Origin of the sequence: Maribacter sp., from assembly GCA_020629415.1 — a bacterium.
Classification (GTDB): domain Bacteria; phylum Bacteroidota; class Bacteroidia; order Flavobacteriales; family Flavobacteriaceae; genus Maribacter; species Maribacter huludaoensis.
Window position 1 is genome coordinate 38,302 of record JAHDDL010000007.1, and the last position, 25,888, is coordinate 64,189.

The 25,888-nt window shown below is 35.8% G+C and carries 28 protein-coding genes; 9 read left to right on the plus strand and 19 right to left on the minus strand.

The genetic code is table 11. From position 1 onward, the window contains the following. The 3 genes from hisS to QZ657_RS04590 all read left to right on the plus strand — a co-directional run. Window positions 1-1,011, plus strand: a 1,011-nt coding sequence (hisS, locus tag QZ657_RS04580; RefSeq protein WP_291965268.1) for a histidine--tRNA ligase, incomplete at its 5' end; no start/stop codon positions are given. Window positions 1,012-1,145: 134 nt separating this feature from the next. After that, window positions 1,146-1,916: an SDR family NAD(P)-dependent oxidoreductase gene (locus QZ657_RS04585; protein WP_276472269.1), complete on the plus strand. Its 771-nt coding sequence runs from the start codon at window positions 1,146-1,148 to the stop codon at window positions 1,914-1,916. 84 nt (window positions 1,917-2,000) lie between these two features. Beyond that, the gene (locus tag QZ657_RS04590) at window positions 2,001-2,435 is read left to right on the plus strand and encodes an RbsD/FucU family protein (RefSeq protein ID WP_291965270.1); all 435 of its coding nucleotides are present in this window, start codon (window positions 2,001-2,003) and stop codon (window positions 2,433-2,435) included. A 15-nt stretch (window positions 2,436-2,450) separates the two neighbouring features. Here QZ657_RS04590 and QZ657_RS04595 read toward each other — a convergent pair whose 3' ends face one another. Together QZ657_RS04595 and QZ657_RS04600 are read right to left on the minus strand one after the other, a co-directional pair. Beyond that, window positions 2,451-3,005: an NUDIX hydrolase gene (locus tag QZ657_RS04595; protein ID WP_291965273.1), complete on the minus strand. Its 555-nt coding sequence runs from the start codon at window positions 3,003-3,005 to the stop codon at window positions 2,451-2,453. Window positions 3,006-3,047: 42 nt separating this feature from the next. Beyond that, on the minus strand, window positions 3,048-4,136 hold the full coding sequence (locus tag QZ657_RS04600; protein ID WP_291960511.1) for a M42 family metallopeptidase: 1,089 nt from the start codon (window positions 4,134-4,136) through the stop codon (window positions 3,048-3,050). Between the two features lie 104 nt (window positions 4,137-4,240). On the opposite strand from QZ657_RS04600, the gene QZ657_RS04605 reads away from it, so the two are divergent. Then, a complete protein-coding gene (locus tag QZ657_RS04605) occupies window positions 4,241-4,933 on the plus strand; it encodes a DUF4294 domain-containing protein (protein ID WP_291960513.1) in 693 nt (230 codons plus the stop codon). On the opposite strand, the gene QZ657_RS04610 is transcribed toward QZ657_RS04605, so the two are convergent. The 10 genes from QZ657_RS04610 to QZ657_RS04655 all read right to left on the minus strand — a co-directional run bounded on the left by QZ657_RS04610 (window position 4,930) and on the right by QZ657_RS04655 (window position 16,832). Then, on the minus strand, window positions 4,930-5,169 hold the full coding sequence (locus tag QZ657_RS04610; RefSeq protein ID WP_291965275.1) for a DUF6095 family protein: 240 nt from the start codon (window positions 5,167-5,169) through the stop codon (window positions 4,930-4,932). The two genes, QZ657_RS04605 and QZ657_RS04610, sit on opposite strands and share 4 nt — an antisense overlap. Continuing rightward, window positions 5,153-6,076, minus strand: a complete 924-nt coding sequence (locus QZ657_RS04615) for a DUF4249 family protein (RefSeq protein WP_291965277.1) — start codon at window positions 6,074-6,076, stop codon at window positions 5,153-5,155. Before QZ657_RS04615 ends, QZ657_RS04610 begins: the two co-directional genes overlap by 17 nt. Before the next feature lie 3 nt (window positions 6,077-6,079). Further along, window positions 6,080-8,479: a TonB-dependent receptor gene (locus tag QZ657_RS04620; RefSeq protein WP_291965278.1), complete on the minus strand. Its 2,400-nt coding sequence runs from the start codon at window positions 8,477-8,479 to the stop codon at window positions 6,080-6,082. Window positions 8,480-8,593: 114 nt separating this feature from the next. Beyond that, entirely contained in the window at window positions 8,594-10,810 is a 2,217-nt protein-coding gene (locus QZ657_RS04625) for an NADP-dependent isocitrate dehydrogenase (RefSeq protein WP_291965279.1), read from the minus strand. A 638-nt stretch (window positions 10,811-11,448) separates the two neighbouring features. Then, entirely contained in the window at window positions 11,449-11,799 is a 351-nt protein-coding gene (gene rplS / locus QZ657_RS04630; protein ID WP_076548108.1) for a 50S ribosomal protein L19, read from the minus strand. Between the two features lie 138 nt (window positions 11,800-11,937). Then, complete coding sequence (gene trmD, locus QZ657_RS04635; protein WP_291965280.1) at window positions 11,938-12,612, minus strand: tRNA (guanosine(37)-N1)-methyltransferase TrmD; 675 nt, start codon at window positions 12,610-12,612, stop codon at window positions 11,938-11,940. Window positions 12,613-12,629: 17 nt separating this feature from the next. After that, window positions 12,630-13,073: a GNAT family N-acetyltransferase gene (locus QZ657_RS04640; RefSeq protein WP_291965281.1), complete on the minus strand. Its 444-nt coding sequence runs from the start codon at window positions 13,071-13,073 to the stop codon at window positions 12,630-12,632. A 32-nt stretch (window positions 13,074-13,105) separates the two neighbouring features. Beyond that, window positions 13,106-13,729, minus strand: a complete 624-nt coding sequence (locus tag QZ657_RS04645; RefSeq protein WP_276472280.1) for a tRNA (guanine-N1)-methyltransferase — start codon at window positions 13,727-13,729, stop codon at window positions 13,106-13,108. A gap of 146 nt (window positions 13,730-13,875) precedes the next feature. Beyond that, entirely contained in the window at window positions 13,876-15,324 is a 1,449-nt protein-coding gene (locus tag QZ657_RS04650; RefSeq protein ID WP_276472281.1) for a glyceraldehyde-3-phosphate dehydrogenase, read from the minus strand. 116 nt (window positions 15,325-15,440) lie between these two features. Then, complete coding sequence (locus tag QZ657_RS04655) at window positions 15,441-16,832, minus strand: S1C family serine protease (RefSeq protein WP_291960530.1); 1,392 nt, start codon at window positions 16,830-16,832, stop codon at window positions 15,441-15,443. Window positions 16,833-16,959: 127 nt separating this feature from the next. Between QZ657_RS04655 and dapF the strand changes: the two genes are divergently transcribed. The 4 genes from dapF to QZ657_RS04675 all read left to right on the plus strand — a co-directional run bounded on the left by dapF (window position 16,960) and on the right by QZ657_RS04675 (window position 20,074). Beyond that, window positions 16,960-17,736: a diaminopimelate epimerase gene (dapF, locus tag QZ657_RS04660; protein ID WP_291965282.1), complete on the plus strand. Its 777-nt coding sequence runs from the start codon at window positions 16,960-16,962 to the stop codon at window positions 17,734-17,736. Then, window positions 17,730-18,254 carry a GNAT family N-acetyltransferase gene (locus tag QZ657_RS04665; protein WP_291965283.1) on the plus strand — a complete coding sequence of 175 codons (525 nt, stop codon included), beginning with the start codon at window positions 17,730-17,732 and terminating at the stop codon, window positions 18,252-18,254. The genes dapF and QZ657_RS04665 overlap by 7 nt, the downstream gene beginning before the upstream one ends. Beyond that, the gene (mltG, locus tag QZ657_RS04670; protein WP_291965284.1) at window positions 18,254-19,297 is read left to right on the plus strand and encodes an endolytic transglycosylase MltG; all 1,044 of its coding nucleotides are present in this window, start codon (window positions 18,254-18,256) and stop codon (window positions 19,295-19,297) included. Before QZ657_RS04665 ends, mltG begins: the two co-directional genes overlap by 1 nt. Window positions 19,298-19,444: 147 nt before the next feature. After that, complete coding sequence (locus tag QZ657_RS04675; protein ID WP_291960535.1) at window positions 19,445-20,074, plus strand: hypothetical protein; 630 nt, start codon at window positions 19,445-19,447, stop codon at window positions 20,072-20,074. Window positions 20,075-20,129: 55 nt separating this feature from the next. On the opposite strand, the gene QZ657_RS04680 is transcribed toward QZ657_RS04675, so the two are convergent. Genes QZ657_RS04680 through dnaA form a run of 3 tightly spaced genes read right to left on the minus strand, consistent with a single transcriptional unit; the run spans window position 20,130 to window position 22,742 of the window. Beyond that, the gene (locus QZ657_RS04680; RefSeq protein ID WP_291965285.1) at window positions 20,130-20,852 is read right to left on the minus strand and encodes an SAM-dependent methyltransferase; all 723 of its coding nucleotides are present in this window, start codon (window positions 20,850-20,852) and stop codon (window positions 20,130-20,132) included. 3 nt (window positions 20,853-20,855) lie between these two features. After that, window positions 20,856-21,305: a low molecular weight protein-tyrosine-phosphatase gene (locus QZ657_RS04685; protein WP_291965287.1), complete on the minus strand. Its 450-nt coding sequence runs from the start codon at window positions 21,303-21,305 to the stop codon at window positions 20,856-20,858. A gap of 12 nt (window positions 21,306-21,317) precedes the next feature. Beyond that, window positions 21,318-22,742, minus strand: a complete 1,425-nt coding sequence (dnaA, locus tag QZ657_RS04690; RefSeq protein ID WP_276472289.1) for a chromosomal replication initiator protein DnaA — start codon at window positions 22,740-22,742, stop codon at window positions 21,318-21,320. 202 nt (window positions 22,743-22,944) lie between these two features. Here dnaA and QZ657_RS04695 point away from each other — a divergent pair, with 202 nt between their 5' ends. Next, window positions 22,945-23,343, plus strand: coding sequence for an acyl-CoA thioesterase (locus QZ657_RS04695; RefSeq protein ID WP_291960539.1), 399 nt, complete (start codon window positions 22,945-22,947; stop codon window positions 23,341-23,343). Window positions 23,344-23,346: 3 nt separating this feature from the next. Here QZ657_RS04695 and QZ657_RS04700 read toward each other — a convergent pair whose 3' ends face one another. From QZ657_RS04700 to QZ657_RS04715, 4 genes are all read right to left on the minus strand, one after another. Then, window positions 23,347-23,949: an IMPACT family protein gene (locus QZ657_RS04700; RefSeq protein ID WP_291965288.1), complete on the minus strand. Its 603-nt coding sequence runs from the start codon at window positions 23,947-23,949 to the stop codon at window positions 23,347-23,349. A gap of 21 nt (window positions 23,950-23,970) precedes the next feature. Continuing rightward, window positions 23,971-24,852 (minus strand): EamA family transporter, encoded by an 882-nt coding sequence (locus QZ657_RS04705; protein ID WP_291965289.1) that lies wholly within the window; start codon window positions 24,850-24,852, stop codon window positions 23,971-23,973. Continuing rightward, window positions 24,853-25,458 carry an HAD-IA family hydrolase gene (locus QZ657_RS04710; protein ID WP_291965290.1) on the minus strand — a complete coding sequence of 202 codons (606 nt, stop codon included), beginning with the start codon at window positions 25,456-25,458 and terminating at the stop codon, window positions 24,853-24,855. Next, a partial coding sequence (locus QZ657_RS04715; protein ID WP_291965291.1) for a RibD family protein occupies window positions 25,451-25,888 on the minus strand: 438 nt, incomplete at its 5' end. The genes QZ657_RS04710 and QZ657_RS04715, both read right to left, overlap by 8 nt.

A 25,888-nucleotide genomic window follows, 5' to 3' on the forward strand; every position in this document is an offset into this window, starting at 1 on the left:
CGCTATCAAATTCAACCTGTTTGGAGGGCAGATAGACCACAGAAAGGTAGATTTAGAGAGTTTTTTCAATGTGATGCAGATGTTGTTGGTTCAGATTCATTATTACAAGAAGTAGAGCTGGTTCAATTGTATGACGCCGTATTTTCCGATTTAAAGTTAGAGGGTGTCACCATTAAAATGAACAATAGAAAAATCTTGGCAGGTATAGCGGAAGTAATAGGAGCTAAAGATTTATTGATAGATTTTACCGTTGCTTTGGATAAGCTGGATAAAATAGGGGAGGACGGAGTCAAAAAAGAAATGCTTGCCAAGGGTATTACGGAAGAAGCAATTGCAAAAGCATCACCATTGTTTTTACCACAGGGCAATAACGACGAACAATTACAACGTTTAGACGGTCTTTTAAAATATTCTGAAGAAGGCCAAAAAGGTTTGCAGGAACTTCGCTTTATATTAGAGGCTATTTCCACTTTAGGCCTACAATCTGCAAAATTATCTATTGATGTAACTCTTGCGCGTGGTTTAAATTACTATACCGGGGCAATATTTGAAGTTGCAGCACCAGCAGGTGTAAAAATGGGGTCAATAGGCGGTGGTGGACGTTATGATGATCTTACCGGTATTTTTGGCTTAAAGAACGTGAGTGGCGTAGGTATATCATTTGGTCTAGACCGTATTTATTTGGTATTGGAAGATTTAGATCTTTTCCCAGAGGCAATAGACAGATCGCTTCAGGTTTTATGCGTTAATTTTGGTGAAAGGGAAGCTATGGCTGCCTTGAAAGTGGTTAGTCAACTACGCAAATCTGGTGTTAAAGCGGATATTTACCCTTCTAGCGCCAAGATGCAGAAGCAAATGAAATATGCCAATAACCGTAATGTGCCTTACGTAATTTTACTAGGGGAACAAGAGTTGGAAAATAATTCGTTCGTTGTAAAAAACATGCTAGAAGGTTCTCAACAAGAGTATAGTTTGGACAATGTTTCTCAATTTGTAAATTCTTTAAATTAAATACTTAAAAATCAGAATATATCTTACTGAGTCATTTTTGATTATATTTGGTTAACCAATCTGGTTGTGCAGTTCTATGCTGTGCAATAGATAAAGGCAAGAATCTAAAATGAAATCAATTTTATAATTATAGTATGACGAATAGTAGCAAATTATCTGGGAAAAATATACTTATTACTGCAGGTGCTCAAGGCATAGGAGAAGCAATTACCAAGCATTTTATAGATAGTGGCGCCAATGTTGCCATACATTACTTTTCAAGTGCCGATACCGCAAACGAGTTGGTAAAGTATGCATTGGGTAAAGGTTTGAGAGCTATCGCAATATCTGGAGATTTAACCAAAGAAGAAGATGCCAATGCCTTAGTTGAAAAAACAGTAGAAGCTTTTGGCGGTTTAAATATACTTGTAAATAATGCAGGGTCTTTGGTTGCTAGAAAGTTGCTTAGTGAAATGGAAACTCAATTTTGGCATAAGGTGATGGATATCAACTTAACATCCATGATGTTTGTCACGCGTGCGGCATCACCTTATTTGGCAAAGAACGAAAACAGTAGCATTGTAAACTTAGCTTCATTGGCCGGCCGTAAAGGTGGTCACCCAGGATCATTGGTATACTCTACCAGTAAAGGAGCTATTTTAACCTATACAAGAGCACTTGCATCAGAATTGGGACCACAGGGTACAAGAGTTAATGCAGTTGCACCAGGACTTATCTTAGGTACCTCGTTCCATAATACACATACTACTAAAGAATCTGCGGCAGAAACTACAAAAGGTATTCCTATTCAAAGGGCGGGTAATGCGGATGACGTAGCTAGAGCTGTATTATATTTAGCATCTGAGTATGATGGGTTTATTACAGGAGCTACACTTGATATAAATGGAGGTGTCTACAATATGTAGCAGGTCGTAATCTTTTAGAAACCCTAGTTCGCCTTTTTAAGCGACTAGGGTTTTATTTTCTTATTCTTTTTAAAAAAATTACATATGTTAAAGACTCCGGTTATACATCCACAAATAATGGAGGCGCTTGGGCGCTCAGGTCATTTTGCACAAGTGGTAATTGCAGATGGTAATTTACCTGTAGGTGCAATGACTGGGCCCAATTCTACAACGGTACATTTAAATTTTCGCCCGGGATTGTTAGATGCATTGACTGTTTTAGAAGGAATTTTAGAAGTTTGCCCTGTGCAAGGTGCTATTGTAATGGAAAAACCTACGGAAGCCAATGCAGAAATTCATGATGCCTATAAAAAATTGTTAGGCGATGTAACTTGGGACGAAATGGAGCGCTGGGCTTTTTATGATAAAATTAGAGACCAAAATACTACCTTAATTATTCAGACAGGTGAGCAAAGACGTTTTGCAAATTTAATTTTAACCGTTGGCGTTGTAAAAATGGCTGAAGAATCTGGTTTTTAAAGACGAATATAGCTTTTACAAATTACTTTCTTTAGCTTGTATTTCTTTAAGTATAGTCCTGTAATAGGAAATATCATGAGGAACATAGCTGTATTTAATAGGGTCTTTCAATGCCTTGCTAAATTCATTTATAGAAATCAGTTTTAAGGCTTCAACCTCACTATCTTGCTTTTGAAGTTCACTAAAGGGTAATTTTAGTGTGGCAATGAAGGTGTGATGAAACTCATAATCCTTTAATATTTTAGAATGATTTTTGACGGATTTAAATGTTCCAATTTTATCTAAGTCAGAAGGAGCTATACACAGTCCTATTTCTTCTTCTATTTCACGCACGGCAGAATTTACAATTGATTCTCCAGCGCCAATATGTCCTGCAACGGATACATCCCAAAGTAAAGGGTAGATATCTTTATTCTTCCCTCGTTGCTGCATAAGAATTTTTCCTTCCAAAGTATAGAACCAGATATGAACCGTTTGATGAAACCATCCATTTTTGTGAGCTTCAGACTTCATGGCGGTGGTATTCGTCATGTTGCCTTCACTATCCAAAATATCTATTAGTTCATCCATAGCATAAAAAAATCCCTCCGATAAAAGAGGGATTATATAAATTTAATCGAAGTAGCTAAAAGTTTCTCCGTCTTTAATTGTTAACAATGTTTCATAAATCAAACGAATTACATTTTCAACATCATCTTTATGAACTGTTTCTACCGTAGTATGCATATAGCGCAATGGCAATGAAATTAGAGCAGAAGCTACCCCGCCGTTACTATAGGCAAAAGCATCGGTATCTGTACCTGTAGATCTAGAAGCGGCCATTCTTTGAAACGGTATCTTGTTATCTTCAGCAGTTTTAATGATACGTTCGCGCAATTTATTTTGAACTGCAGGAGCATAAGAAATAACAGGGCCTAAACCAATTTCAGTGTGACCTTGTACCTCTTTTTTAATCATTGGTGTTGTAGTATCATGACAAACATCTGTTACTATTGCCACGTTGGGCTTTATAGTCTGTGTTATCATTTCTGCACCACGTAAACCAATTTCTTCCTGTACAGAATTAGTGATGTATAGTCCGAATGGCAATTTTACCTTGTTCTCGTGCAATAAACGGGCAACTTCGGCAATCATAAATCCGCCGGCCCTGTTGTCTATTGCCCTGCAAACGTATTTATTCTTGTTAAGTATTTGAAACTCGTCTGGGTAAGTAATTACACAACCTACGTGAACGCCAAGTTTTTCAACTTCCTCTTTAGTAGTTGCGCCAACGTCAACCGTAATATTTTCAATTTTTGGTGTTTCTTCCTTGTCTCCTTTGCGTGTATGAATAGCCGGCCAGCCAAAAATACCTTTAACGATACCTTTGGTTGTATGGATGTTTACCCATTTAGACGGGGCAATTAGATGGTCACTACCACCATTTCTGATTACATGAATCAATCCATTATCTGTGATATAGTTTACATACCAAGAAATTTCATCGGAATGTCCTTCAATAACAACCTTATATTTGGCATCAGGATTTATAACACCTACTGCCGTACCGTATGTGTCCGTAATGAACGTATCTACATAAGGTTTTAGGTAGTCCATCCAAATTTTTTGCCCTTCCCACTCATATCCTGTAGGGGCGGCATTATTCAAGTATTTTTCAAAAAAGTCTTCAGACTTTTTGGTAATTATTTTTTTATCAGCCATCAATGTAAATTTAAAATACAAACTTAACAATATTAGCGTTGTATTAATAATAACCTTCTTTAATAATCGTTAATTTTGGCAGGACTTTTGTTTAGCCTATGGTAATGAAATATAACTTTTTACTATTTATTTTGCTCTTCTGCGGTATGTCAAAAGCCCATGCTCAAGTAGAAGAACAGGAACTTGATTCAATTACGGAAAAGATGATCATTGTTGCCGGAGATTCTTTGGTGCAAAGTTCAATAGCTTTGCAGGAGGCTTACGTGTTCGGAAAGCTAAAATTCTCTTCATACGATGAAAAGTTACGCTATTATATTTTACGTAGAAAAACACAAAAAGTATATCCGTATGCAAAGATGGCGGCAGAACGGTTGGTTGAGCTAAACGATAGTTTGGCGAACATGAAAAACAACAGAAAGCGAAAAAAGTACACTAAAAAAGTTCAGAAATTTATTGAAGAAGAGTTTTCTGAAGAACTTAAAAAACTGACACGAACCGAGGGGCAGATTTTGGTAAAACTAATCTATAGGCAAACAGGCGCTACCGCTTTTGACTTGGTAAAAGATCTTAGAAATGGTTGGCGTGCGTTTTGGTACAATACTACGGCAAAGCTTTTTAATATTAGTATTAAAGAAGAATTTCATCCAGATCGGATAGAGGAAGACTATTTAATAGAGGATATTTTGCAGCGTGCATTCTCCCAAGGCAAGTTAGAAAGACAGGAAACTGTTTTGGACTACGATTACGATAAACTGTACAACAAGTGGAAGAATACTACTAAAATTCCCAAGGATTAAGATGTTTTGGTTTTTTTTCCGAACATGGAATCCATAATCGTCATTATTCCTCTAAAACCTGTTCTAACGGCAAAAAATGCAAGAATTACGCCAAGTATGCAAACAGGCCAAAATAAAAAGTGTTCTTGATTTTTAAATGCTTGCCATAGAACAATTGGTGCCGTAAACATTAGTATTACGGTAAGTGCCAGTTTTTTTAGCCCGGTAACAAGTAAATCTTTATCGGTTCGTTTCATTTTCTGTTATGGTTATACTGTCTTTATACTCTTCTACAATGGCGAAATAGCCTAGGGCATAATTATCCGTACGGTCTACATTGTCCAGAACTTCATCATTATCTATTCCCGTAACATTTATAATATTGCCGCGTACGGTAGCTGCGGGAGTCTGAAAAGGACCTTGATCACCACCGGATTGCACAATAATCTGGTTCATGTAATTATAAAAAGCCTCATCAACCCCAATAAGGCTTATATCTACGATAGAACTGGTGTTTATTTCCAGTTCATTGTCATAGAAGTATGAAAATACAAATGTTTGCCCTTGGTAAAATTCATCTTCCGTTACAAGAAACTCTCCAAAATCAAGGTCAAGTAAATAAAAATCATCGCTATCACCAGGGTCTGTGAAGGTAACGATAACCTCTGTTTCGTCACCGGAGAACAGAGTCTCGTCGCCTTGCTGTAAAGAGTCTATAGGTACTGATTTTACATAGGTGGTAGTAGCCAAATATTGTTCATCGGCTGTTGTTATTATCAGTTGAAAAACATCTCCTTCATTTATATTTTCAACCCTTATTCTTTGGTCACTATCAAATGAAGGGTCTGGAACCCATATACCGCTACCTGGTTCTAATTCTGCCAAGTTAGATACTCCGCCGCCTTCCAATATTTCAGGAGCATCTTCTCTAGGGGTGCCGTAATAAATGATGGCGCTTTCAATTGTTGCAACCGTATTCTCTTCAAAAAAAGAACTACTTTCAGAAACCACTATTTCAATGGGTAGGAACTCTTCGGTTTCATCAACTCTGATCACTCCGTTTACAATGAGTCTGCTGACATCATCCGGAAGCTCTACATCAATAACGTCTTCGCAAGAGGCGAAAAGTATTATCGTCAATATAAATGTTAAATAGCGTTTCATAGCTTATAATTTAAAATTGTAGGTAACTGCAGGTACTATACCAAAAATAGAGGTACGCACCGCTTCGTTAACCCCTGTGTCATCATTTTGTCTAAAGCTAATAGAGGCGGCATTTCTTCTATTGTAAACATTGTATAGGCTAAAAACCCATTCTCCCTTAATTTTTCTTGATTTGTTTTTACTTGGAGTTAATGTGGCAGAGAGATCAAGGCGATTGTATGCCGGTAGTCTTTGTGTATTACGTAAACCATAATACGGCACGGTTAAGTTCTGAAATTGAAATTGACCGATCGGGTAATTTGTAGGTTGTCCGGTTTGGTAGGTGAAATTACCGCTAAAACTCCATTTCTCATTTGCATCATAGCTTACGAACATTGAAAGGTCGTGGGTTTTATCGTATGGAGTGTTGTACCAGTTGCCAAAATTAATGCCGGTTTCAATATTGCTACGCCCATTGTCCACATTAGATGTTCTACCGGGTGTACGTTGTTCGGATTTAGATAACGTGTATGCTAGCCAACCTTGTAGTTTACCTTCGTTTTTGCGAAGTAAAACCTCTAGTCCATATGCTCTTGCTTCTCCATTTAAAATAACCTGTTCAATAGCATTATTGGCAATTAAATTTGCACCATCTATATAATCTATTCTGTTTTGAACGTCTTTATAAAACACTTCCGTTTCAAATGAATAATCACCTTCGTTGAAATTTTTAAAGTATCCAAAGGCATATTGGTCTAAAAGCTGTGGTTTTGTAAATGGTCCGCTTGGTGTCCATACATCTAAAGGAGTAGGGGAGCTGGTATTTGATAGAAGATGTAAATACTGCGCCAATCTTGTATAGCTGGCTTTAATTGAGCTGGTCTCGTTCAGGGTATATGACAGTGATGCCCTTGGTTCAAAATTATTGAAATTAGATAATGTGGTTCCTCTACCGGGGTTTATAACATCAATAGGTTCCGCTTCTTTATAAATTAATAATAACGGGTCAAATTCAACAGGGTTGTTATTGGCGTATACATTGAGTTCATCTTGACCTAGTCTCATGAAATGGCTAAAACGCAGACCGTAACCAAGGCTAAGGTCATCGGTTATTCTATGTTCAAAATCAACATAGGCTGCAAATTCATTTGCATATTTTTGAATCAGCTGTTCTTTAATAATCCCTGATTCAGCGTTACTGGGCTCAATCTTACCAGGATTAAATTGGTAGTATACATTGTTGACACCGTAGTTTACTTGTAGTTTATCGGTTGCATAGTGCTTAAGATCATACTTTATATTAAAATTTCTAATACCGGAATTCCAATTAAAACCTACGAAATCTAATTTAAGCCCGTAATAGTAATCAGAATAGATTAGCGAGAGGTTGGAAAAAAGTTTATCGGAGAACAAATGGTTCCATCTAAAATTACCTACCGTATTCCCATAGGTGTTAACGAAGCTATCATTGATCCCGAATACATCTCGGCCAAAATAGCCAGACAGGAATACATTGTTTTTTTCATTTAGCCTATAGTTTAGCTTGGTATTCAGGTCATAGAAATATGCGGTATTGTCCACATCAAACAGAGGAAGAAATAAATGGGCATATGAAGCTCTACCACCTATAAGAAACGCGGCCTTATCCTTTTTTATTGGTCCTTCGATCAAAAGTCTACTGGCAACGGCACCGATACCACCGTTCATTTTAAACTCTTTACTGTTCCCTTCTTTTTGAAAAATATCTAATACGGAGGATACTCTACCGCCATATCTTGCGGGAATACCGCCTTTATAAAGTTTTACGTCTTTTATGGCATCAGGATTAAATACGGAGAAAAAACCGAATAAGTGAGATGAATTAAAGATAATAGCTTCATCTAACAAGATAAGATTTTGATCAGCTGCGCCACCACGTACATTAAATCCGGATGCACCTTCACCTGCATTGGTGACACCCGGCAGCAGCAATATAGATTTTATAACATCTGCCTCGCCTAGTATTACCGGTATTTTTTTTATGGTACCTACAGAAAGTGTATTGACACTCATTTGTGGCTTTCTAATGTCCATCTTTTCTACGTTCTCCGTAACCACGACTTCCTCTAACTGCTCGGCTTCTTCAACTAATAAATAATCTTTACGTCTATTTTCGGTCAGTTCAATTTTTTCTATGATATCTTCAAAACCTAAATAGCTGATCAGAACGGTATAAGTGCCTTTGGGAAGGGAAATAGAATAAAAACCATATTCGTTTGTGGTAACGCCCGTATTCAATTCAGGAATGGCAACCGTTACCCCAATTAATGTTTCATTGCTGTTAGATTCAGCAATAGAGCCACTTAAGGTGTACTTCTGTTGTCCCCATGATACAAAAGAGAAGCAAAGGAATGAGATAAGAATAAGCGGTAAATATTCTTTCATCAATTTTTTTTAGTAAAAATACTTAGAAATACCAGATACTCCTACAACTAATTACCGGGTAAAAAAAATACCCTCAACTATGATTGAGGGTATTAATTAAATAGAATTATAAGATTAAATGGAGTCTAAAATACCATTTAAGGTTTTACTTGGTCTCATAGCTTTTTCTACTAAAGATGGGTCTGGCTTGTAATAACCGCCAATTTCTTGAGAAGAACCTTGCGCGTCAATTAATTCTGTTAGAATATCTGATTCTTTAGAATTTATTTCAGAACTCACTTTTGAAAAGATAGCTTTAAGCTCGGCATTGTCATCTTGTAGCGCTAAAGCTTCGGCCCAATATTTTGCCAAATAAAAATGGCTTCCTCTAGTATCAATTTCTTTTACCTTTCTAGAAGGTGATTTGTCGTTCAACAAAAATTTCTCAGTAGCACTATCTAATGTATCTCCTAGAACTTTGGCTGCCGCATTGTTATTTTTTTCGCCATAGAATTCTAAAGAAACCCCAAGGGCCAAAAATTCACCTAAAGAATCCCATCTAAGATGTCCTTCTTCCACAAATTGCTCTACATGTTTAGGAGCAGAACCACCTGCGCCAGTTTCAAAAAGACCGCCACCGTTCATTAATGGAACAATAGAAAGCATTTTTGCACTGGTTCCAACCTCTAAAATTGGGAATAGATCTGTTAGATAGTCTCGTAATACGTTACCGGATACCGAAATAGTATCTTTGCCTGCCTTCATTCTTTTTAAAGTAAATTCAGTGGCTTTAATTGGCGACATTATTTGAATATCTAATCCGGCTGTATCTTCTTTTGCTAAATAAGTATTGACTTTTTTAATTAGTTCTGCATCATGCGCTCTATTTTTGTCTAACCAGAAAATAGCGGGATCATTTGTTGCCTTTGCTCTTGATACGGCTAATTTTACCCAGTCTTCAATAGGTGCGTCCTTAACCTGGCACATGCGCCAAATATCTCCGGCATTTACAGCATGTTCCATTAAAACGTTACCTGTTGGTACATCTACAACTTGTACCGTTCCGGCCTGTTTAATTTCAAAAGTCTTGTCATGTGAACCGTATTCTTCAGCTTTTTGAGCCATAAGTCCAACATTTGGTACCGTACCCATAGTAGTAGGGTCAAAAGCGCCATGTTCTTTACAGAAGTTTATGGTTGCGCTATAGATACCTGCATAACTACTATCTGGAATAACTGCTTTAGTATCCTGGGCCTTACCTTCCTTGTTCCACATCTGACCAGAATTTCTGATCATTGCAGGCATGGAGGCATCAATAATTATATCACTAGGAACATGTAGGTTGGTGATACCTTTATCAGAATTAACCATAGCCAAATCAGGTCCGTTTGCAAGAGCTACATCCAAATCTTTGATAATGGCATCTTTTTCACTAGCAGGTAGCTTTTCTATTTTCTGGTATAAACTAGCCAAACCATCGTTAGGGCTTATGCCTAAAGTGTCAAAGGTATCTGCATATTTTACGAACACCGGCTTTAAAAAAGTTTCTACGACATGTCCAAAAATAATAGGGTCGGACACTTTCATCATAGTAGCTTTTAAATGAACCGAGAAAAGAACACCTTTATCCTTGGCATCTTTAACTTCTTTTTCCAAAAAGTCCAAAAGTGCTGTTTTGTTCATTACGGTAGCATCAATAATTTCGCCTTTAAGTAGACCAAGGTTATCTTTCAGTATTGTTTCAGAATTCTCTGAGACTAATTTAATTTGAACTGATGTGGCATCGTTCAACGTCAATGATTTTTCATTTGCCTGAAAATCACCGTCACCCATAGTAGCCACGTGCGTTTTGGAGCTAGGGCTCCAGGCACCCATACTGTGCGGGTTCTGTTTTGCATAATTTTTTACGGCTCTTGGCGCTCTACGGTCAGAGTTTCCTTCGCGTAAAACAGGATTGACCGCACTACCTTTTATCTTGTCATATTTGGCCTTTATTTCCTTTTCCTCGTCATTCTTAGGCTCGTCTGGGTAGTTAGGTAAATTATAACCTTTAGATTGTAATTCTGTAATTGCTTCGTTCAATTGTGGAACTGAAGCACTTATATTAGGTAATTTTATAATATTCGCTTCTGGCTTTTTGGCCATATTGCCCAATTCTTCCAAATCATTGGATACCTGTTGTTCCTTTGTTAAAAATTCAGGAAATGTAGCGGCTATTCTACCGGCCAAAGAAATGTCTTTCGTTTCAATTTCAATTCCTGATGATTTGGTAAAAGCTTTAACAATAGGTAAAAAAGACTCCGTTGCCAAAGCTGGCGCTTCGTCTGTTTTAGTGTAAAAAATTTTGGACATGTGCAGTTTGTTTTAATTTAAGCGGAACAAATATACGATTTTCTAAAAGTTTTAAAACGTGGAGATGCCTTAATATTTCAGGCTTGAAAAGAAGTTTTGTTAAATAACAAAAGCCATATCAATGTACGCATACAATGATATGGCTTTTTAGAAAAAGTTTACGAACAGTTTGTTCCAATTTTTCATTGGAACGGCAACCCTTGATTGCATCCGCTTCACTAATTCAACGTTTTAAAATGTTTTTCGATTCTCAGGTACGCTACCTAACATCTACACATCATTTTTTCTTGCCGTTCTTATTGTAAAATAAAAACCTAGTATATAGTATTTTTATAGTTCAATTTATTTTGTATTCTATAAGCGACAGCCTGTAGAATTAAAATTCAACTATTTAATTTTAAATTAAATAGTAAAACAGCAATACGAAAGAACGTAAACTTCGTAGTAGGTTTAAATTGAATTTTTCGTCGTTTCAATTTTTTAACTACACTACAATATACAAAAAAATATAATTCAAATGTAATATCTGTAAACTTTTATTAATCAACACCTTATGAACATGTGTTGTTCACTTTTGTTTATAAAAAAAGCACTGCCTCAAAAAGAAACAGTGCTTTATATAAGTTAAGAAAATAGATTTATCCTCTAATTTCTTTAATTCTAGCCTTTTTACCGGTTAATTCACGGAAGTAGTAAATTCTAGATCTACGTACTTTACCACGTTTGTTAACTTCAATTTTCTGTAATGCAGGTAAGTTTACCGGGAAGATACGTTCAACACCTACGGTACCTGACATTTTACGGATTGTAAACGTTTCTGTTGAACCAGAACCTCTACGTTGTATTACAACTCCTTTAAAGAACTGCGTTCTAGTTTTTTCACCTTCCTTAATTTCGTAATAAACAGTGATAGTGTCACCGGCCGAAAATTTTGGAAAATCTTTTTTAGTTACAAACTCGTCTTGTACAAATTTTATTAATGATTCCATTGTTTTTTTTAAATAGGAATTAAATTAAAGCAACATTCACGATTATCGTCAGAGGTTGTTCTAACAGGCTGCAAAAATAATATTTAAATTATAACACACAAGCGTTTATTTTATTTTTCTTTTGCAATAAGTGTTTTGCTACTTAAGTAGATCGGGTCTAAGCTTTTCTGTGCGCTCATATGCTTGGTTTTCACGCCATTCTTCAATTTTGCCGAAATTTCCGCTTAACAATACATTTGGGACGTTCATACCTTTGTATTCCGCGGGTCTCGTGTATACTGGTGGAGCCAATAGTCCGTCTTGAAAAGTATCTGTTAGGGCAGAGGTTTCATCGTTTAAAACACCTGGTAATAATCTTATGATAGCATCACAAAGTACCGCAGCTCCCAATTCTCCGCCAGAAAGTACATAATCCCCAATAGATATTTCTTTGGTAATAAATGCATCTCTTACCCGTTGATCTACCCCTTTATAATGACCGCACAAAATTATAATGTTTTCTACCATTGAAAGTGTGTTCGCCATTTTCTGGTTTAAAGTAGTGCCATCTGGTGTCATATAAATTACTTCATCATAATCGCGCTGCGATTTTAGTTCGGTAATACACTTGTCTATTGGCTCTATCATTAAGACCATACCGGCACCACCGCCAAACTGATAATCGTCCACATTACGGTACTTGGTAGATGTGTAATCTCTAATGTTGTGAAAATGGACTTCTACCAATCCCTTATCAATTGCTCTTTTTAAAATTGAAGCTTCAAAGGGGCTAGTTAATAATTCAGGTAATACGGTAATAATATCTATTCGCATCTTTTGATTTTGCATCGTCATTTAACCTGCCAAAAGTAATGAAAAGCATGCAAATCTTTCTGCCATCCTAATTTCTCATATAATTTTTGAGCAGGATTGTCAATAGCGGTCTCCAATGCCAAACCTTTATAGTTATTTTCTTTACAAAACTCTTTGGCTGTCAGCAGTAATTGTTCTCCTATAGACTGTTTTCTAAAGTTGTGGTCTACATATAGGTCGTTAAGGATCAAGGATTTTTGCAGGCTTACAGAAGAGAATGTATAATAAAGTTGGGTGAAACCTACAGCTTTATCGTTAGTATATGCACCGAATATGATGGAATCTTTTTTGTTTATTCTATCATTTAAGAACTTAGAAGCGGCATCAAGATCAGACTGCATTTTGTAAAAAACTCTATAGTCATCAAAAAGAGGAATAATCTCTTTAATTTCTACTTTTGTTATTTTCTTTACTTGTATCATATCAAAAAAAAGCTCCGTTAAGGAGCTTTTAATTATTTGGTTTTCTTCTGTTTATTAATTTCGTCTTGTAACTGTCTACTAATTTTTTGTTCTCTTTCTAAAGCTCTACGTCTGTGGTCTTCATATTCAACTTCTAGTTCAGAAAGGTTTTGTTTTGCTTCTTGTGTTAAAATGTTACTATTTCTGAATTTATAGATAAATAGACCCAGGGTTAAGAATAAACCTCCAATAATAGTCCAAAGAACAAAATTGTATGTGCCTTTGGATACTGGCAGACCTAAGAAAGACATGCTATCTTTTTCTTCTGTTACCGCACCCAAATTAGTAGTTGTTTCCTCTAATTTTTTATTTAATGATGTTATTGTAGTTTCATGCTCAGCAATTGTTGATTTAAGTTCAACCGTTTTTTTATTCATGGCGGCAATAGAATCCAAAACATTCTTTCTGATCTTGAACAGATTTGATTCTTTCACTACTTCGTATCTAACACCATCAGCTCTATAATTTCCTGAACGCTTAGCTATATAATCAAACTGATTACTGATAGGACCTTCATCAAGAGATAATTTATCTTCCTCTTCTTCAGTGTCTTGCGCAAAATGTACATTGCTAGCTAAAAGAAAGGCAAGCAACATTAGTATTCTATAAAACTTCATGTAATAAATCCTTAGGTTAATTTGAATAATTTAGAGTTGACTAAAGTACTTTATAATTCTTTAATTATGAAAAAAAAGTACAAAGCATAAAACTGTTTATTTAACTACGTAAGTAATCATCAAATGGATGTTTTGCCATAAGACTATTAGTAATATGTAAAACGACGGACTTTGGCAATATACTTTGCCAAACGAATAACTTGGTGCGAATAGCCGTATTCATTATCATACCAAATATAAAGGACAATATTTTTACCTGATTCAGATACAATAGTAGCCATACTATCATATATAGATGGGGCAGAAGTGCCTATAATATCCGATGATACCAATTCTTTATCCAAGGAATATTTAATTTGTTCTACCAAGTCACCTTCAAGAGCATACTTTTTGATCATGCTGTTAACGCCTTCAAGAGATGTTTTTTGATTTACATCAAGATTCAATATTGCCAAAGAACCGTTAGGTACAGGAACCCTGATCGCGTTAGAAGTTAATTTCCCCATTAACGATGGTAGTGCCTTGGTCACTGCTTTTCCTGCTCCGGTTTCGGTGATGACCATATTTAAACCGGCCGCTCTACCTCTTCGGTATTTACCATGCATGTTATCGACCAAATTTTGATCATTGGTATATGCGTGAATAGTTTCTAAATGACCTTTTTCAATACCTAAAGTTTCCTCTATAGCCTTTAAGATAGGGGTGATGGCGTTAGTGGTACAAGAAGCTGCAGAAAAGATTTGGGTGTCATCTGGGCTGTATTCCAAATGATTTACTCCGTGAACAATATTAGCTACCTCTTTACCTGGTGCGGTTAAAAGAACTTTTGAAGCGCCTTTTGCCTGTAGGTGTCTTTCCAATTGCTCTTTGGTTCTGAATGCACCAGTATTATCAATGACCAAAGCGTCATTAATGCCATATTCGGTATAGTCGATCTCTTCTGGCATATTTGCATATATGACATGTACCGTTGTACCGTTTATAATAAGTTTTAGATTGGCATAATCTACCTTTACGGTACCATTGAAAATACCATGTACGGAATCTGTTTTAAGTAAGCTGGCTCTTTTTTCAAGATTTTCTATACTTGGTTTACCTCTTACCACAATTGCTCTTAAACGTAATTGGTTTCCTTTGCCTGTTTTGGACATTAATTCTCTGGCAACTAATCTGCCTATACGCCCAAAGCCATATAGAACAACATCTTTTGGTTCTATGCTTTTGAAATCTTGTGCAGATTGCAACTTATCTATAACAAAAGATTTTACATTATTTAAAATATTGGTGTCCGAATGGTATTCATAAGTTAGCTTGCCGATGTCAAGTTTTGAGGGTGGAAGCATCATGTCTGAAATTGATCGAAGAATTTCTACCGAATCAAAAATGGATATCGGTTTTTGTACAAATTCACCAGCGTATTCGTGTAAGTGAATAATATCGCTTACATTTTTGTCAATAACCTGATTTTTAAAAAGAACAATTTCAATAGCCTTATCATACCATAAATCGCTTACGATTTTGATAAATTCGGTCGTAGCTTTTCTACGATCTGCTTGAAATGCCAGCTCTTTTTCAAATGTGCTCTGTGAAGCCATAATTAGTTGATTATTTTTAGAATTCGCACAAAACTAGAAAAATTAAGCACTTAAAATAAATATTTTTTAAAAAAAAGCCTTCGTTTTTACGAAGGCTGTATTTTAAATTTTATTTTTTATTGAAAAATCAAACGGTCTCTTTCGCCATTTGAACCTACCATGACTATAACCGTTTTTCCATATTTAGAGATACTGCCAAATGCAGTAAAGGCATCGTCAATATTTCCTATTTCATGATCATCTACCTTAATGATTACCTTTTCGGATAAACCGTAACCCCTGTATCTTTCAGGAACACCGGTAATTTTAACACCAGATGTAGTTTTGTAAACTTTCTTGTCGTGTTCGGTCAAATTCCGAACTTCCAATCCCATTTCCGGTACAATTAGAGATTGTCTTTCTTTTAATACTATAGGTAGTGTAAGTAGTTCTTGATTTCTGTCCACAATTAACGACAAGGTGTCTCCAGGTCTTTTTGTAGATAGGTAACCGGTTAGATCAGGATATTTGTGTACATCGATTTCATCGACTTTTTTAATAATATCACCGACTACGATTCCGGCCTCTTGGGCCGCAGATTCCTCTTCCACCAATTCAATATATACACCATCTATGTTATTAATTCCTTTTTCTATAGCATCTCTAGTGTTTACAGGAGCAGGACTAATGCCCATAAAACCTTTTTGAACATTTCCATACTCTAAAATATCTTGAACAACCTTTTTGGCAATATTACTGGGTACGGCAAAAGAATAGCCCACATATGATCCTGTTTGTGACGTAATTGCCGTATTTATTCCTACTAAATCTCCGTTAGTGTTTACCAGTGCACCACCTGAATTACCTGGATTTACCGCTGCATCTGTTTGTATGAACGATTGGTTCTTACCAAGATTTCTTGCTTTTGCGCTTACGATACCCGCGGTAACCGTAGAGGTTAAGTTGAAAGGGTTGCCAACTGCCAATACCCACTCTCCAATCTTAGTATGGTCAGAATCACCAAAAGCCAAATATGGCAATTTTTCTTTTGGGTCTATTTTTATCAACGCAATATCAGAATTTGGGTCCGTGCCTATTAGCTCGGCATTATAAGTTCTATTGTTGTTTAAAGTTACCTGTAATTGTGTAGCTTTATTGATAACATGGTTATTGGTTACAATATATCCGTCAGAAGATATAATTACTCCTGATCCTGTTCCTACCTGTGGTACCGAACTTCTGCTAGTGCCATAAAAAAAATCGAAAATAGTAGTAGGTGCTTGGCTTATAGTAATATTCTTAACGTGTACTACGGCATTTACGGTATTTTCGGCAGCTATGGTAAAGTCCACCTCATTAATGCCGGCACCTCTGGCAGATGTAGGTGTGTAGTTGGTATTAACGACCGCACCGTTGTTTTCTTGGCTAATAACAGTAAAATTTTCTTTCTCGAAAAATAGTTTGTAAGCGCCCAATGTAATTGCACCGGCAAATACAGATACAAACAAGAGACTTGCTATTTTTTTCATATTCATTAAAGATTTAACTTATTCTGCACAAAATTACTTGTTTTTATACCATTTCATAATCGTTTAACTACTTTTTAACTACTAAGCAAAATGTAATTATATGCTATCTTTGATACTTTATTATAGCATGGAAAATACTTTTTATAAATATCAAGGTACAGGTAATGATTTTGTGATGATAGACAATCGCAAGAAACAATTTGATAAGGGCAATGCCGAGTTGATCGCTAAAATTTGTCATAGAAGATTTGGCGTAGGTGCGGACGGACTTATTTTATTGGAAAATGATGATAATACCGATTTTAGAATGGTTTATTATAATGCCGATGGTAATGAAGGTAGCATGTGTGGCAATGGTGGAAGATGTATTGTAGCTTTCGCTCATTTTCTAAATATTATAAAAGAGAAGACCGTTTTTATTGCGGTTGATGGTCTTCATGAGGCTACAATTGTTGATGATATTGTAAGTCTTAAGATGACTGACGTTGGTGAAATAAAGGAGAAATCGAATGCACTGTTCATGAATACCGGTTCTCCCCACCATGTACAAATGGTAAAAGGTTTGCCGTCTTTTGATGTTGTAAAGGAAGGTGCGCGTATGCGATATGGTATTTATGGCGAAAAGGGTAGCAATATCAATTTTGTGGAACCAAATGACAAAGGTGGCTTTGATATAAGAACTTATGAGCGTGGGGTGGAAGATGAAACACTTTCTTGTGGTACTGGTGTAACGGCAGTTGCTTTAGGTATGTATCATTTGGGTAACACAAAAGAGAAGACTATTCCTGTAAATGCACTGGGCGGTAATTTAGAAGTCACTTTTAAAGAAAATAACGGTGTTTATGGTGATATTTATCTTCAAGGTGAGGCAAAACAGGTTTTTAAAGGAGAATTAACGTGGTAACATTAACTGGAAAGCAAATTTATTTAAGGGCCTTAGAGCAAAAGGACCTGGATTTTTTGTATGAACTAGAGAATGATACCGGTATCTGGGAAGTTAGTGGTACGGTTACACCGTACTCTAAAGATGTATTGCAGTTATATTTAGATAGTGCCCACAGAGATATTTATGACGTAAAGCAGTTAAGGTTGGTAATATGCAGAAAAGAGCATAATACAATAGGTTTAATAGATGTTTTTGATTTTGAACCAAATCATAAAAGGGCAGGTATAGGTATTGTTGTTTTAGATGAAGGGCTTAGAAATAAAGGAATAGGGGCAGAGGCAATTACGCTTTTATGCAATTACTTGTTTCAAGTTTTGGGCTTAAAACAGGTTTATGCTAATATTCTAGAAGGAAATGCGCCAAGTTTGCATTTATTTAAAAAACTTGGATTTCAAGAAATTGGAGTCAAAAAAGACTGGGTACGATTTAACGATACCTATAAGAATGAAGTATTATTACAAAAAATAAATAATTAATGTATATCAAGCGTATTTTATTGGGCGTAGTGCTTTTAGGTTTAATTGGGGGTGGAGTTTTTGCGTATACCGTTTATGGAACCTTTTTTACTCCGAATACCAATTTTAATAATGAAGAAGCTATAGTTTTTATTCCGACCGATGCTGATGTTAACGATTTAAAGGAGCGACTTTCGCCGGTTTTAAAAAACTTCGATTCATTTGAATCCACTGCTGAAAGAAAAGGTTACCTAAATAATATAAAGGCAGGTAAATACAGCATTAGTAAAGGAATGAACAATAACGAGATTGTAAATTCTTTACGAAGTAGAAACTTACCTGTTAAAGTATCTTTTAATAATCAAGAAAATATCAATGATTTGGCTGGAAGAATTGCAAGTCAGATCGAGGCTGATAGTGCTTCCTTGGTCGCTGCTTTTAATGATAAAGAGTTTTTAGAGGAAAATGGATTTGATGATGCCAATAAGATATCTTTGTATATCCCTAATAGTTATGAATTTTTTTGGAACACCTCTGCAGCTTCCTTTAGAGGAAGAATGTTAAAGGAATACAATCGCTTTTGGACTGATGAACGTAAAGAGAAAGCTATTGCGCTTGGTTTAAAACCCAATGAAGTAATTGCATTGGCGTCTATTGTGCATAAAGAGACCGCAAAGGTAGATGAGAGACCTACCGTTGCCGGTGTATACTTGAATAGATTAAGAAAGCGAATGTTGTTACAGGCAGATCCAACTGTTATTTATGCCATAAAGAAAGAAACCGGTAATTTCGATACTGTTATTAAAAGAGTCTTGTATAGAGATCTAGAGATGGATTCTCCCTATAATACCTATAAATATGCAGGGTTGCCGCCAGGTCCTATTGCAATGCCGGACATTACCGCAATTGATGCGGTTTTAAATCCTAAAAAACATAATTATTACTATTTTGTGGCCAATGTTGAAAAGTTCGGTTATCATATGTTTGCAGAGAATTTAATGCAGCACAACCGAAATAAAGCACAGTACATCCGATGGATTAATGCTCAGAAGATCAATAGATAAGCATTCATCCGAATTTTAGAACTTCTTAACTAAATCTGTATACTTTTAACAGAACCTTCTTAAAGTCTTAGAAATTCAGGTCTACCTTTGCGGCAGAAATTTAAGCAAGCAAATAGTAGTCGCCGTAAGTCTTAAGAAATATATGATATGAGAAGATGGATATTAGCAAGTTGTCCTCTTATTGTGCTTTTTATTTTGTCAGGTTATGGTTTTAAGTCTTTTAGTGTTGGCGTACCTGATCAACTTAAAGTAAAGGAATCAATGTTGGTTTCTTATCCTCAGGAAGAGGCTATATTGGCAAATTATCAAATCACTCCCCCTTTTCTTGGTAGTCGGTTCATAGGTTTTAAGGAAGCATTGGCTTTTAAAGAGTCTCAAGGCAATTATTTTGTGACCAACACTTTTGGTTATTTAGGTAAATATCAATTTGGTCTAGGTACATTAGAGCTGGTTGGTGTTAATGATGGTAATCATTTTCTATATAATCCTGTGTTGCAAGAAAAAGTATTTCAAGTAAACACATCTAGAAACAAGTGGATTCTTAGAAAGGATATTAAGCGTTATGTAGGTGTACGCATGAACGGCATACAAATTACGGAATCCGGTATATTGGCAGCTGCGCATTTAGCAGGGCCTGGTAACGTAAAATTGTATCTAAGGTCTCACGGTCGTTTGGAGCTTTCGGATGGTTACGGTACCAGTATTTCTAATTATATGAAAAAATTTGCAGGTTATGATGTTTCTATGGTAGAGGCAAAACGTAATCCTAGGATATAAAAGTTTAAGTAGATATGAAAATGGGAAACCTTGGCATTTATTTGTTAAGGTTTTTTTATGCCTGTATAATAAAAATAGCAGGTCTTTTATGTAAATCTACATTCTCTCTTTTCCAGTTAATAGCTGTCTTTGTTTTAATGTATTCCGTGGGTAGTGTAATGTCGGCTGCTACACAAATTCTTGTACTTGGGGCTAATGTTTTAATAAGTTCTTCAAGCATTTTATTATTACGGTAGGGTGTTTCAATAAAAACTTGGGATTGGTTTTCATCTTTTGACCTTCGCTCTAGATTTTTAATATATTTCTTTCGGTCAGCGCTGTCAATGGGTAAATAGCCGTTAAAGGCAAAATTTTGTCCGTTCATGCCACTTGCCATTAAAGCTAATAAAATGGAAGAAGGACCTACTAATGGAACAACTTGAATGTTTTTGTCGTGCGCAATCTTAACTACAGCTGCGCCGGGATCGGCAATACCAGGGCATCCGGCCTCGGAGAGTATTCCTACGTCAAGACCTTCAAGGCAAGGGTTTAAAAAATTAGGTATTTCGGCAGCCTCGGTAAACTTATTTAAAACAAATAGTTTTAAGCTTGGCTGGGATTTTCTTGGACTAATTTTCTTTATAAAACGACGAGCGGTTTTTTCGTTTTCAACAACATAGTGATCTAATTTTTCAATAGTCTGTTTAATTGAAATGGGTAATACCTCTAAAGGAGGCATATCGCCTAAAGTGGTGGGTATTAAATATATTTTCCCTGTTTTTCCGTTTGGTGTGCTCATTTATTATTTTTCTAGTCTTGCTGCTATTATGTCGCAAGCTTGATCTATAATTTGAAAAACATTTTCAAATCCGTCTTCAGCATCATAGTATGGGTCTGGAACATCATTGTCAATTGGACTGATCTCATTTAATAATAGCTTTACTTTAGCGGCATCTATCTTGTTTCTGGCCAATTTAATAATATTGCCATAGTTGCTTTTATCCATCGCATAGATGATATCAAAAGCATCAAAATCTGACACAACGAATTTTCTGCATACTTGTGAGCTTATATCAATACCATGCTCTTTGGCAACCTTTATGGATCTTGGGTCTGGTGCGTTACCAATATGGTAACCTCCCGTTCCTGCAGAATCAACATGTACATTTGATGTAGAAATTTTGCTTTTTAGAATACCTTCTGCCAACGGAGACCTACATATATTGCCTAGGCAAACCATTAACACGTTCATGAAGTTGAAAATTTAAGAAAATTTCTTTGTTAGGTCATCAATGTATTTGCGGAACTGTTTATCGGTCTCTGCTAAATTGTCTACGGTTTTGCATGCGTGTAAAACAGTTGCGTGATCACGCTTTCCTATTTGTGAGCCAATACTTGCCAATGATGCTTTAGTGAACTTCTTGGCAAAGAACATGGCTAATTGTCTAGCTTGTACAATGTGTCTCTTTCTTGTTTTGGACTGTAATGTTGCAACATCCATTTCAAAGTAATCGGAAACAACTTTTTGTATGTAGTCAATAGACACCTCGCGTTTGGTGTTCTTTACAAATTTTTCAACAACCTGTTGTGCAAGTTCAATAGTAACCTCTCTTTTGTTTAGCGTAGACTGTGCAATAAGGGAAATTATGGCGCCTTCAAGTTCTCTAATATTGGTTTTAATATGTTTGGCAACATATTCAATAATATCTTCTGGTATCTCTACACCGTCTCTATATAACTTATTCTTTAAGATGGAGATTCTTGTTTCATAGTCCGGGCTTTGCAATTCTGCGGATAATCCCCATTTAAAACGCGATAACAATCGTTGCTCAATATCCTGCATATCTACAGGAGCTTTGTCAGACGTAAGAATTACTTGTTTACCGTTTTGGTGCAAATGGTTGAAAATATGGAAGAAAACATCTTGCGTACCGGATTTACCCGATAAGAATTGTACATCATCAATAATAAGTACATCTATTAACTGGTAGAAATGTATAAAATCATTTCTAGTGTTTTTCTTTACGGATTCAATATACTGCTGAGTAAATTTCTCTGCAGAAATGTAAAGCACTGTACGTTCAGGGTACTTGTCTTTTATTTCAACACCTATGGCGTGCGCCAAGTGTGTTTTTCCTAATCCTACACCACCAAAAACCAATAATGGATTAAAAGATGTACCACCGGGTTTGTTGGCTACCGCCATACCGGCAGATCGTGCCAAACGGTTAGAATCTCCTTCAAGGAAATTATCAAAATTATAATTAGGATTTAATTGAGATTCTATTTTAATATTTCTAATACCTGGTATTACAAACGGATTACGTAATTCAGGGTTTTTAGATTTAATGGGCACATCCATTTCTTGAGCGGCCATTGTACCTCTGTTGGAGCTGGGAATCTTTTCTGTAAAAGGTTCTTTGTTGCCATAGGTATTCTCCATTCTAATAATGTAAACCAACTTTGCAGATTCTCCAAGTTCTTTGGTCAAGGCAACTTTTAAAAGTTTAACATAGTGTTCCTCTAGCCATTCGTAAAAGAATTTACTAGGTACTTGAATGCTTAATGCTTTTTCTGAAAGCTTTATCGGTTTAATGGGCTCAAACCATGTTTTGAATGCCTGCGGTTGGATATTATCCTTAATAAACACCAAACAGTTTTTCCATACGGAATTTGCAGTAACACTCATAATAAATTATACTCTTTTAATGGTTAGTGTTGAGCTATAGATGATTATGAAAAATCAATATAGGTTCTCGTTCAACTTGGGCAAATATGTGAACAAATTATTGAAAAAAAAAATCGATTGTCATTGAATTTGACCTTTTTTTTTCTCATGTTCGCTCACTCAATAGGGGATGTTTTAAATATATACTTTTTACTTGAAATAAATGCGATCAAATGAAATTTCTTTTCGAATTAGATACTCAGAAACTGACCAGATGGGGGTTGTCTATCATGGTAATTATGCTCAATATTTAGAATTGGCAAGAGTTGAATGGTTAAGGTCGTTAGGAATTTCTTACAAAAGTATGGAGGAGGGCGGAATTATGCTTCCGGTGATTAGTTTGTCCATTAAATATTTAAAATCTGCGAAGTATGATGATTTGGTAACCGTAAAGGTAATTTTGACGAAAAAACCTGCGGTAAGAATTGAATTTGATTATGAAATGACAAATGAAGCTGGAGAATTATTGGCGACCGCAAATACGGTTTTGGTATTTATGGATATGAAAAGAAATAGGCCTACTAAATGTCCGCAGCTATTATTGGACAAATTGGAATATTAAAGATTAGGCGTTTGCCTTGATTTCTAATTTGTGATGTGCTTTAAAAAGTTTCATTGTTTTTTTTAAATCACTTTTATTTACAGCTAAAATCATTTTGCATTTTAAATGCAAATCTTGTGATACAATGGTTAGTTGGTGTTTTTTGACCAATCGCATTACAATGTCCATTTCTGAATATTCAAAAATAACGGTTAGTTCTTCTTGTAATACTTGGGTGATTATTGCCGCATTTTCTAATGCTAGCTTAGCAGTTTCTTTGTAAGCACTGATTAATCCACCAACACCTAGTTTGGTGCCGCCAAATATTCGTACTACGGCAACTAGTATGTTGGTTACGTCAAAAGATTGTATTTGCCCATAAATTGGCATACCGGCAGAATTGTTGGGTTCTCCGTCGTCATTGGCACGATAAGACTTAGATTCAACACCCATTTGCCATGCGTAGCACACATGGTTGGCGGTGGGGTATTCTTTTTTTAATGTCTCTATGTGTTCTTTAATACTGTCTTCGTCGGAAACCGGAAAGCAGTACCCGTAAAACTTACTTTTTCGCTCTTTGAACAATAGGGGTTCAGAAGGTTTTGAAATGGTTTTATAGGTGTCCATATATGTTGTGCCAAGCAGAATTTAAAGGTACGTCATTATTTTAGGGCCAAAAGCCACTAGAATAATACTGAAAATTGCCAAACCTATACCAAACCAGTTTTTAATGCTTAATCTTTCTTTAAACAATAGTATGCCTAAAAGCGTGGAGAACATTACAATGGCCACATTGTTAATGGTAAATATAGATGCACTATTCCAAGTTGGGTGTTGTAAGGCTTTTAATAAGAAATATATGGAGAAGTAATTGGGGACGCCCAAACAAATTCCACCAATAATATTTTTGAAATTTATTTTCAATCGTTGTTGGGTGGATTTATATCCGATAAAAAATAAGCCGAATATTCCTGCCGATGCAAAAACCGTTGCGGAGAACAGTGCGTATTCTTCTTCGGGCATATGCGCATCTTGAAAGTATTTTATGCTTGTGTCAATTATGCCTGATCCTAGAAAAACTAAGACCGGTAAGGCAAATGCCCATTTTTCAGCTTTTATTTTGTTTTCCTTTAAAGAAGTGAAGTAAACGGCCAACAATGCGAGAATTATTCCTAAAATCTCTAGTATGCTTAAAACTTCCCTGTAGAAGAATACTCCAAATAATACTGGAATGGTGAGTGACATTTTAGTGGCAACAGAAGCTACGGATACACCTAGCTTTTGTGAAGTGGCTGCCATTAAATTAAATATTAGTATGAATAATAGACCAAGAAGTAGGCTTCCCCAAAACCAGCTCTTTTGTGGTATGTCATATACATTGATCGGTTCTTTATAATATAGTAAGCCTACAATGCAAGCAATGAAGTAATTAGTGATAATGGCATAAATTGTTTGTACCTGATACTTGGCATATAATTTAAAAACCACAAAGATTAAGCTGGAGAAAAGAATACTGAGCGCTAAATACATTTATACTATGCGGCTTAAAGTTTCTAAAACATCTTCTTTTCCTACTTGAAGGTTCCAACACTGTATTCCTAGTTTAGATGCGCTATCTGTATTTTCTTTGGTATCATCAATGAAAAAGGTTTCTGATGCGTTCAAATTATTATCGCTAAGCACCTTTTCATATATATTGGCATTAGGTTTTCGCATTTTCATTTCTTGTGATAGGTAGAACACCTCAAAACAATTTTTAAACCTTAAAAAACGCTCCATTCCCATAGACTCCTTAACCTTGTCAATGTGAAGATCGTTAGTATTGCTCAACAAGAACAGTCGGTATTGATTGTCGGCTTTCAACTTTTCAATAAACTTTAGGCGTTCTTCCGGAAAGTCCAGTATAATGGAGTTCCAGGCATCTATAATCTGAGATTTAGAAGCGTTGGTGAAAATGCCTTGCAGTTTTTCAACAAACACATCAGACGTTATTAAGCCCATTTCATATGACTTGAAAATGGCATCTAAATCCGGAGTCAATTCGGTAAATCCAAATTTTGCCATTTCTATTAACGGCGCTTGTTTGTCAAGATTGATAAATATATCACCAAAATCAAAAATTATATTTTTAATCATTTCTTAGTATGGTTAGTTGGTCAGTTAAAATTTCCATTTGTTTTATTATTCGTCCTGTGGGTTTTGGAGCTTTTATTCCTTTTTGAAATTCGGCTGCTCCTCTGAAGATTCGAGCTTCGTCCCATAAGTCAGCATCAATAAAACTTTGTAATGTTTGTGATCCGCCTTCAATAATGACACTTTGTAGCTGCTCTTCAAACATCAGATTACATAATTGCTGCGGTAATTGAGATTCAAAATTCAAAATTTTATAGCTAACACCTTTAACGTACTTTGTAGTATCTACTATTTGTGTACATACTATCGTTTTTTGCTTTCCATCTAAAACATGAAAATCTTTAGTAATCCTTAGATTTCTATCAAGAACAATTCGTGTAGGTGCTTTTCCCGTCCACTGTCTAATATTCAATTGTGGGTTGTCAGCTAACAC

Bases quoted from the DNA above. Each gene is read 5' to 3' on its own strand.
- QZ657_RS04695 (WP_291960539.1), top strand. From the start codon at position 22,945: ATGCGATCAAATGAAATTTCTTTTCGAATTAGATACTCAGAAACTGAC.
- QZ657_RS04645 (WP_276472280.1), bottom strand. From the start codon at position 13,729: ATGAAGTTTTATAGAATACTAATGTTGCTTGCCTTTCTTTTAGCTAGC.
- rplS (WP_076548108.1), bottom strand. From the start codon at position 11,799: ATGGAATCATTAATAAAATTTGTACAAGACGAGTTTGTAACTAAAAAA.
- QZ657_RS04675 (WP_291960535.1), top strand. From the start codon at position 19,445: ATGAGAAGATGGATATTAGCAAGTTGTCCTCTTATTGTGCTTTTTATT.
- trmD (WP_291965280.1), bottom strand. From the start codon at position 12,612: ATGCGAATAGATATTATTACCGTATTACCTGAATTATTAACTAGCCCC.
- QZ657_RS04595 (WP_291965273.1), bottom strand. From the start codon at position 3,005: ATGGATGAACTAATAGATATTTTGGATAGTGAAGGCAACATGACGAAT.
- QZ657_RS04600 (WP_291960511.1), bottom strand. From the start codon at position 4,136: ATGGCTGATAAAAAAATAATTACCAAAAAGTCTGAAGACTTTTTTGAA.
- QZ657_RS04650 (WP_276472281.1), bottom strand. From the start codon at position 15,324: ATGGCTTCACAGAGCACATTTGAAAAAGAGCTGGCATTTCAAGCAGAT.
- QZ657_RS04625 (WP_291965279.1), bottom strand. From the start codon at position 10,810: ATGTCCAAAATTTTTTACACTAAAACAGACGAAGCGCCAGCTTTGGCA.
- QZ657_RS04620 (WP_291965278.1), bottom strand. From the start codon at position 8,479: ATGAAAGAATATTTACCGCTTATTCTTATCTCATTCCTTTGCTTCTCT.
- QZ657_RS04685 (WP_291965287.1), bottom strand. From the start codon at position 21,305: ATGAACGTGTTAATGGTTTGCCTAGGCAATATATGTAGGTCTCCGTTG.
- QZ657_RS04680 (WP_291965285.1), bottom strand. From the start codon at position 20,852: ATGAGCACACCAAACGGAAAAACAGGGAAAATATATTTAATACCCACC.
- QZ657_RS04700 (WP_291965288.1), bottom strand. From the start codon at position 23,949: ATGGACACCTATAAAACCATTTCAAAACCTTCTGAACCCCTATTGTTC.
- QZ657_RS04590 (WP_291965270.1), top strand. From the start codon at position 2,001: ATGTTAAAGACTCCGGTTATACATCCACAAATAATGGAGGCGCTTGGG.
- mltG (WP_291965284.1), top strand. From the start codon at position 18,254: ATGTATATCAAGCGTATTTTATTGGGCGTAGTGCTTTTAGGTTTAATT.
- QZ657_RS04610 (WP_291965275.1), bottom strand. From the start codon at position 5,169: ATGAAACGAACCGATAAAGATTTACTTGTTACCGGGCTAAAAAAACTG.
- dnaA (WP_276472289.1), bottom strand. From the start codon at position 22,742: ATGAGTGTTACTGCAAATTCCGTATGGAAAAACTGTTTGGTGTTTATT.
- QZ657_RS04640 (WP_291965281.1), bottom strand. From the start codon at position 13,073: ATGATACAAGTAAAGAAAATAACAAAAGTAGAAATTAAAGAGATTATT.
- QZ657_RS04710 (WP_291965290.1), bottom strand. From the start codon at position 25,458: ATGATTAAAAATATAATTTTTGATTTTGGTGATATATTTATCAATCTT.
- dapF (WP_291965282.1), top strand. From the start codon at position 16,960: ATGGAAAATACTTTTTATAAATATCAAGGTACAGGTAATGATTTTGTG.
- QZ657_RS04655 (WP_291960530.1), bottom strand. From the start codon at position 16,832: ATGAAAAAAATAGCAAGTCTCTTGTTTGTATCTGTATTTGCCGGTGCA.
- QZ657_RS04705 (WP_291965289.1), bottom strand. From the start codon at position 24,852: ATGTATTTAGCGCTCAGTATTCTTTTCTCCAGCTTAATCTTTGTGGTT.
- QZ657_RS04615 (WP_291965277.1), bottom strand. From the start codon at position 6,076: ATGAAACGCTATTTAACATTTATATTGACGATAATACTTTTCGCCTCT.
- QZ657_RS04585 (WP_276472269.1), top strand. From the start codon at position 1,146: ATGACGAATAGTAGCAAATTATCTGGGAAAAATATACTTATTACTGCA.
- QZ657_RS04605 (WP_291960513.1), top strand. From the start codon at position 4,241: ATGAAATATAACTTTTTACTATTTATTTTGCTCTTCTGCGGTATGTCA.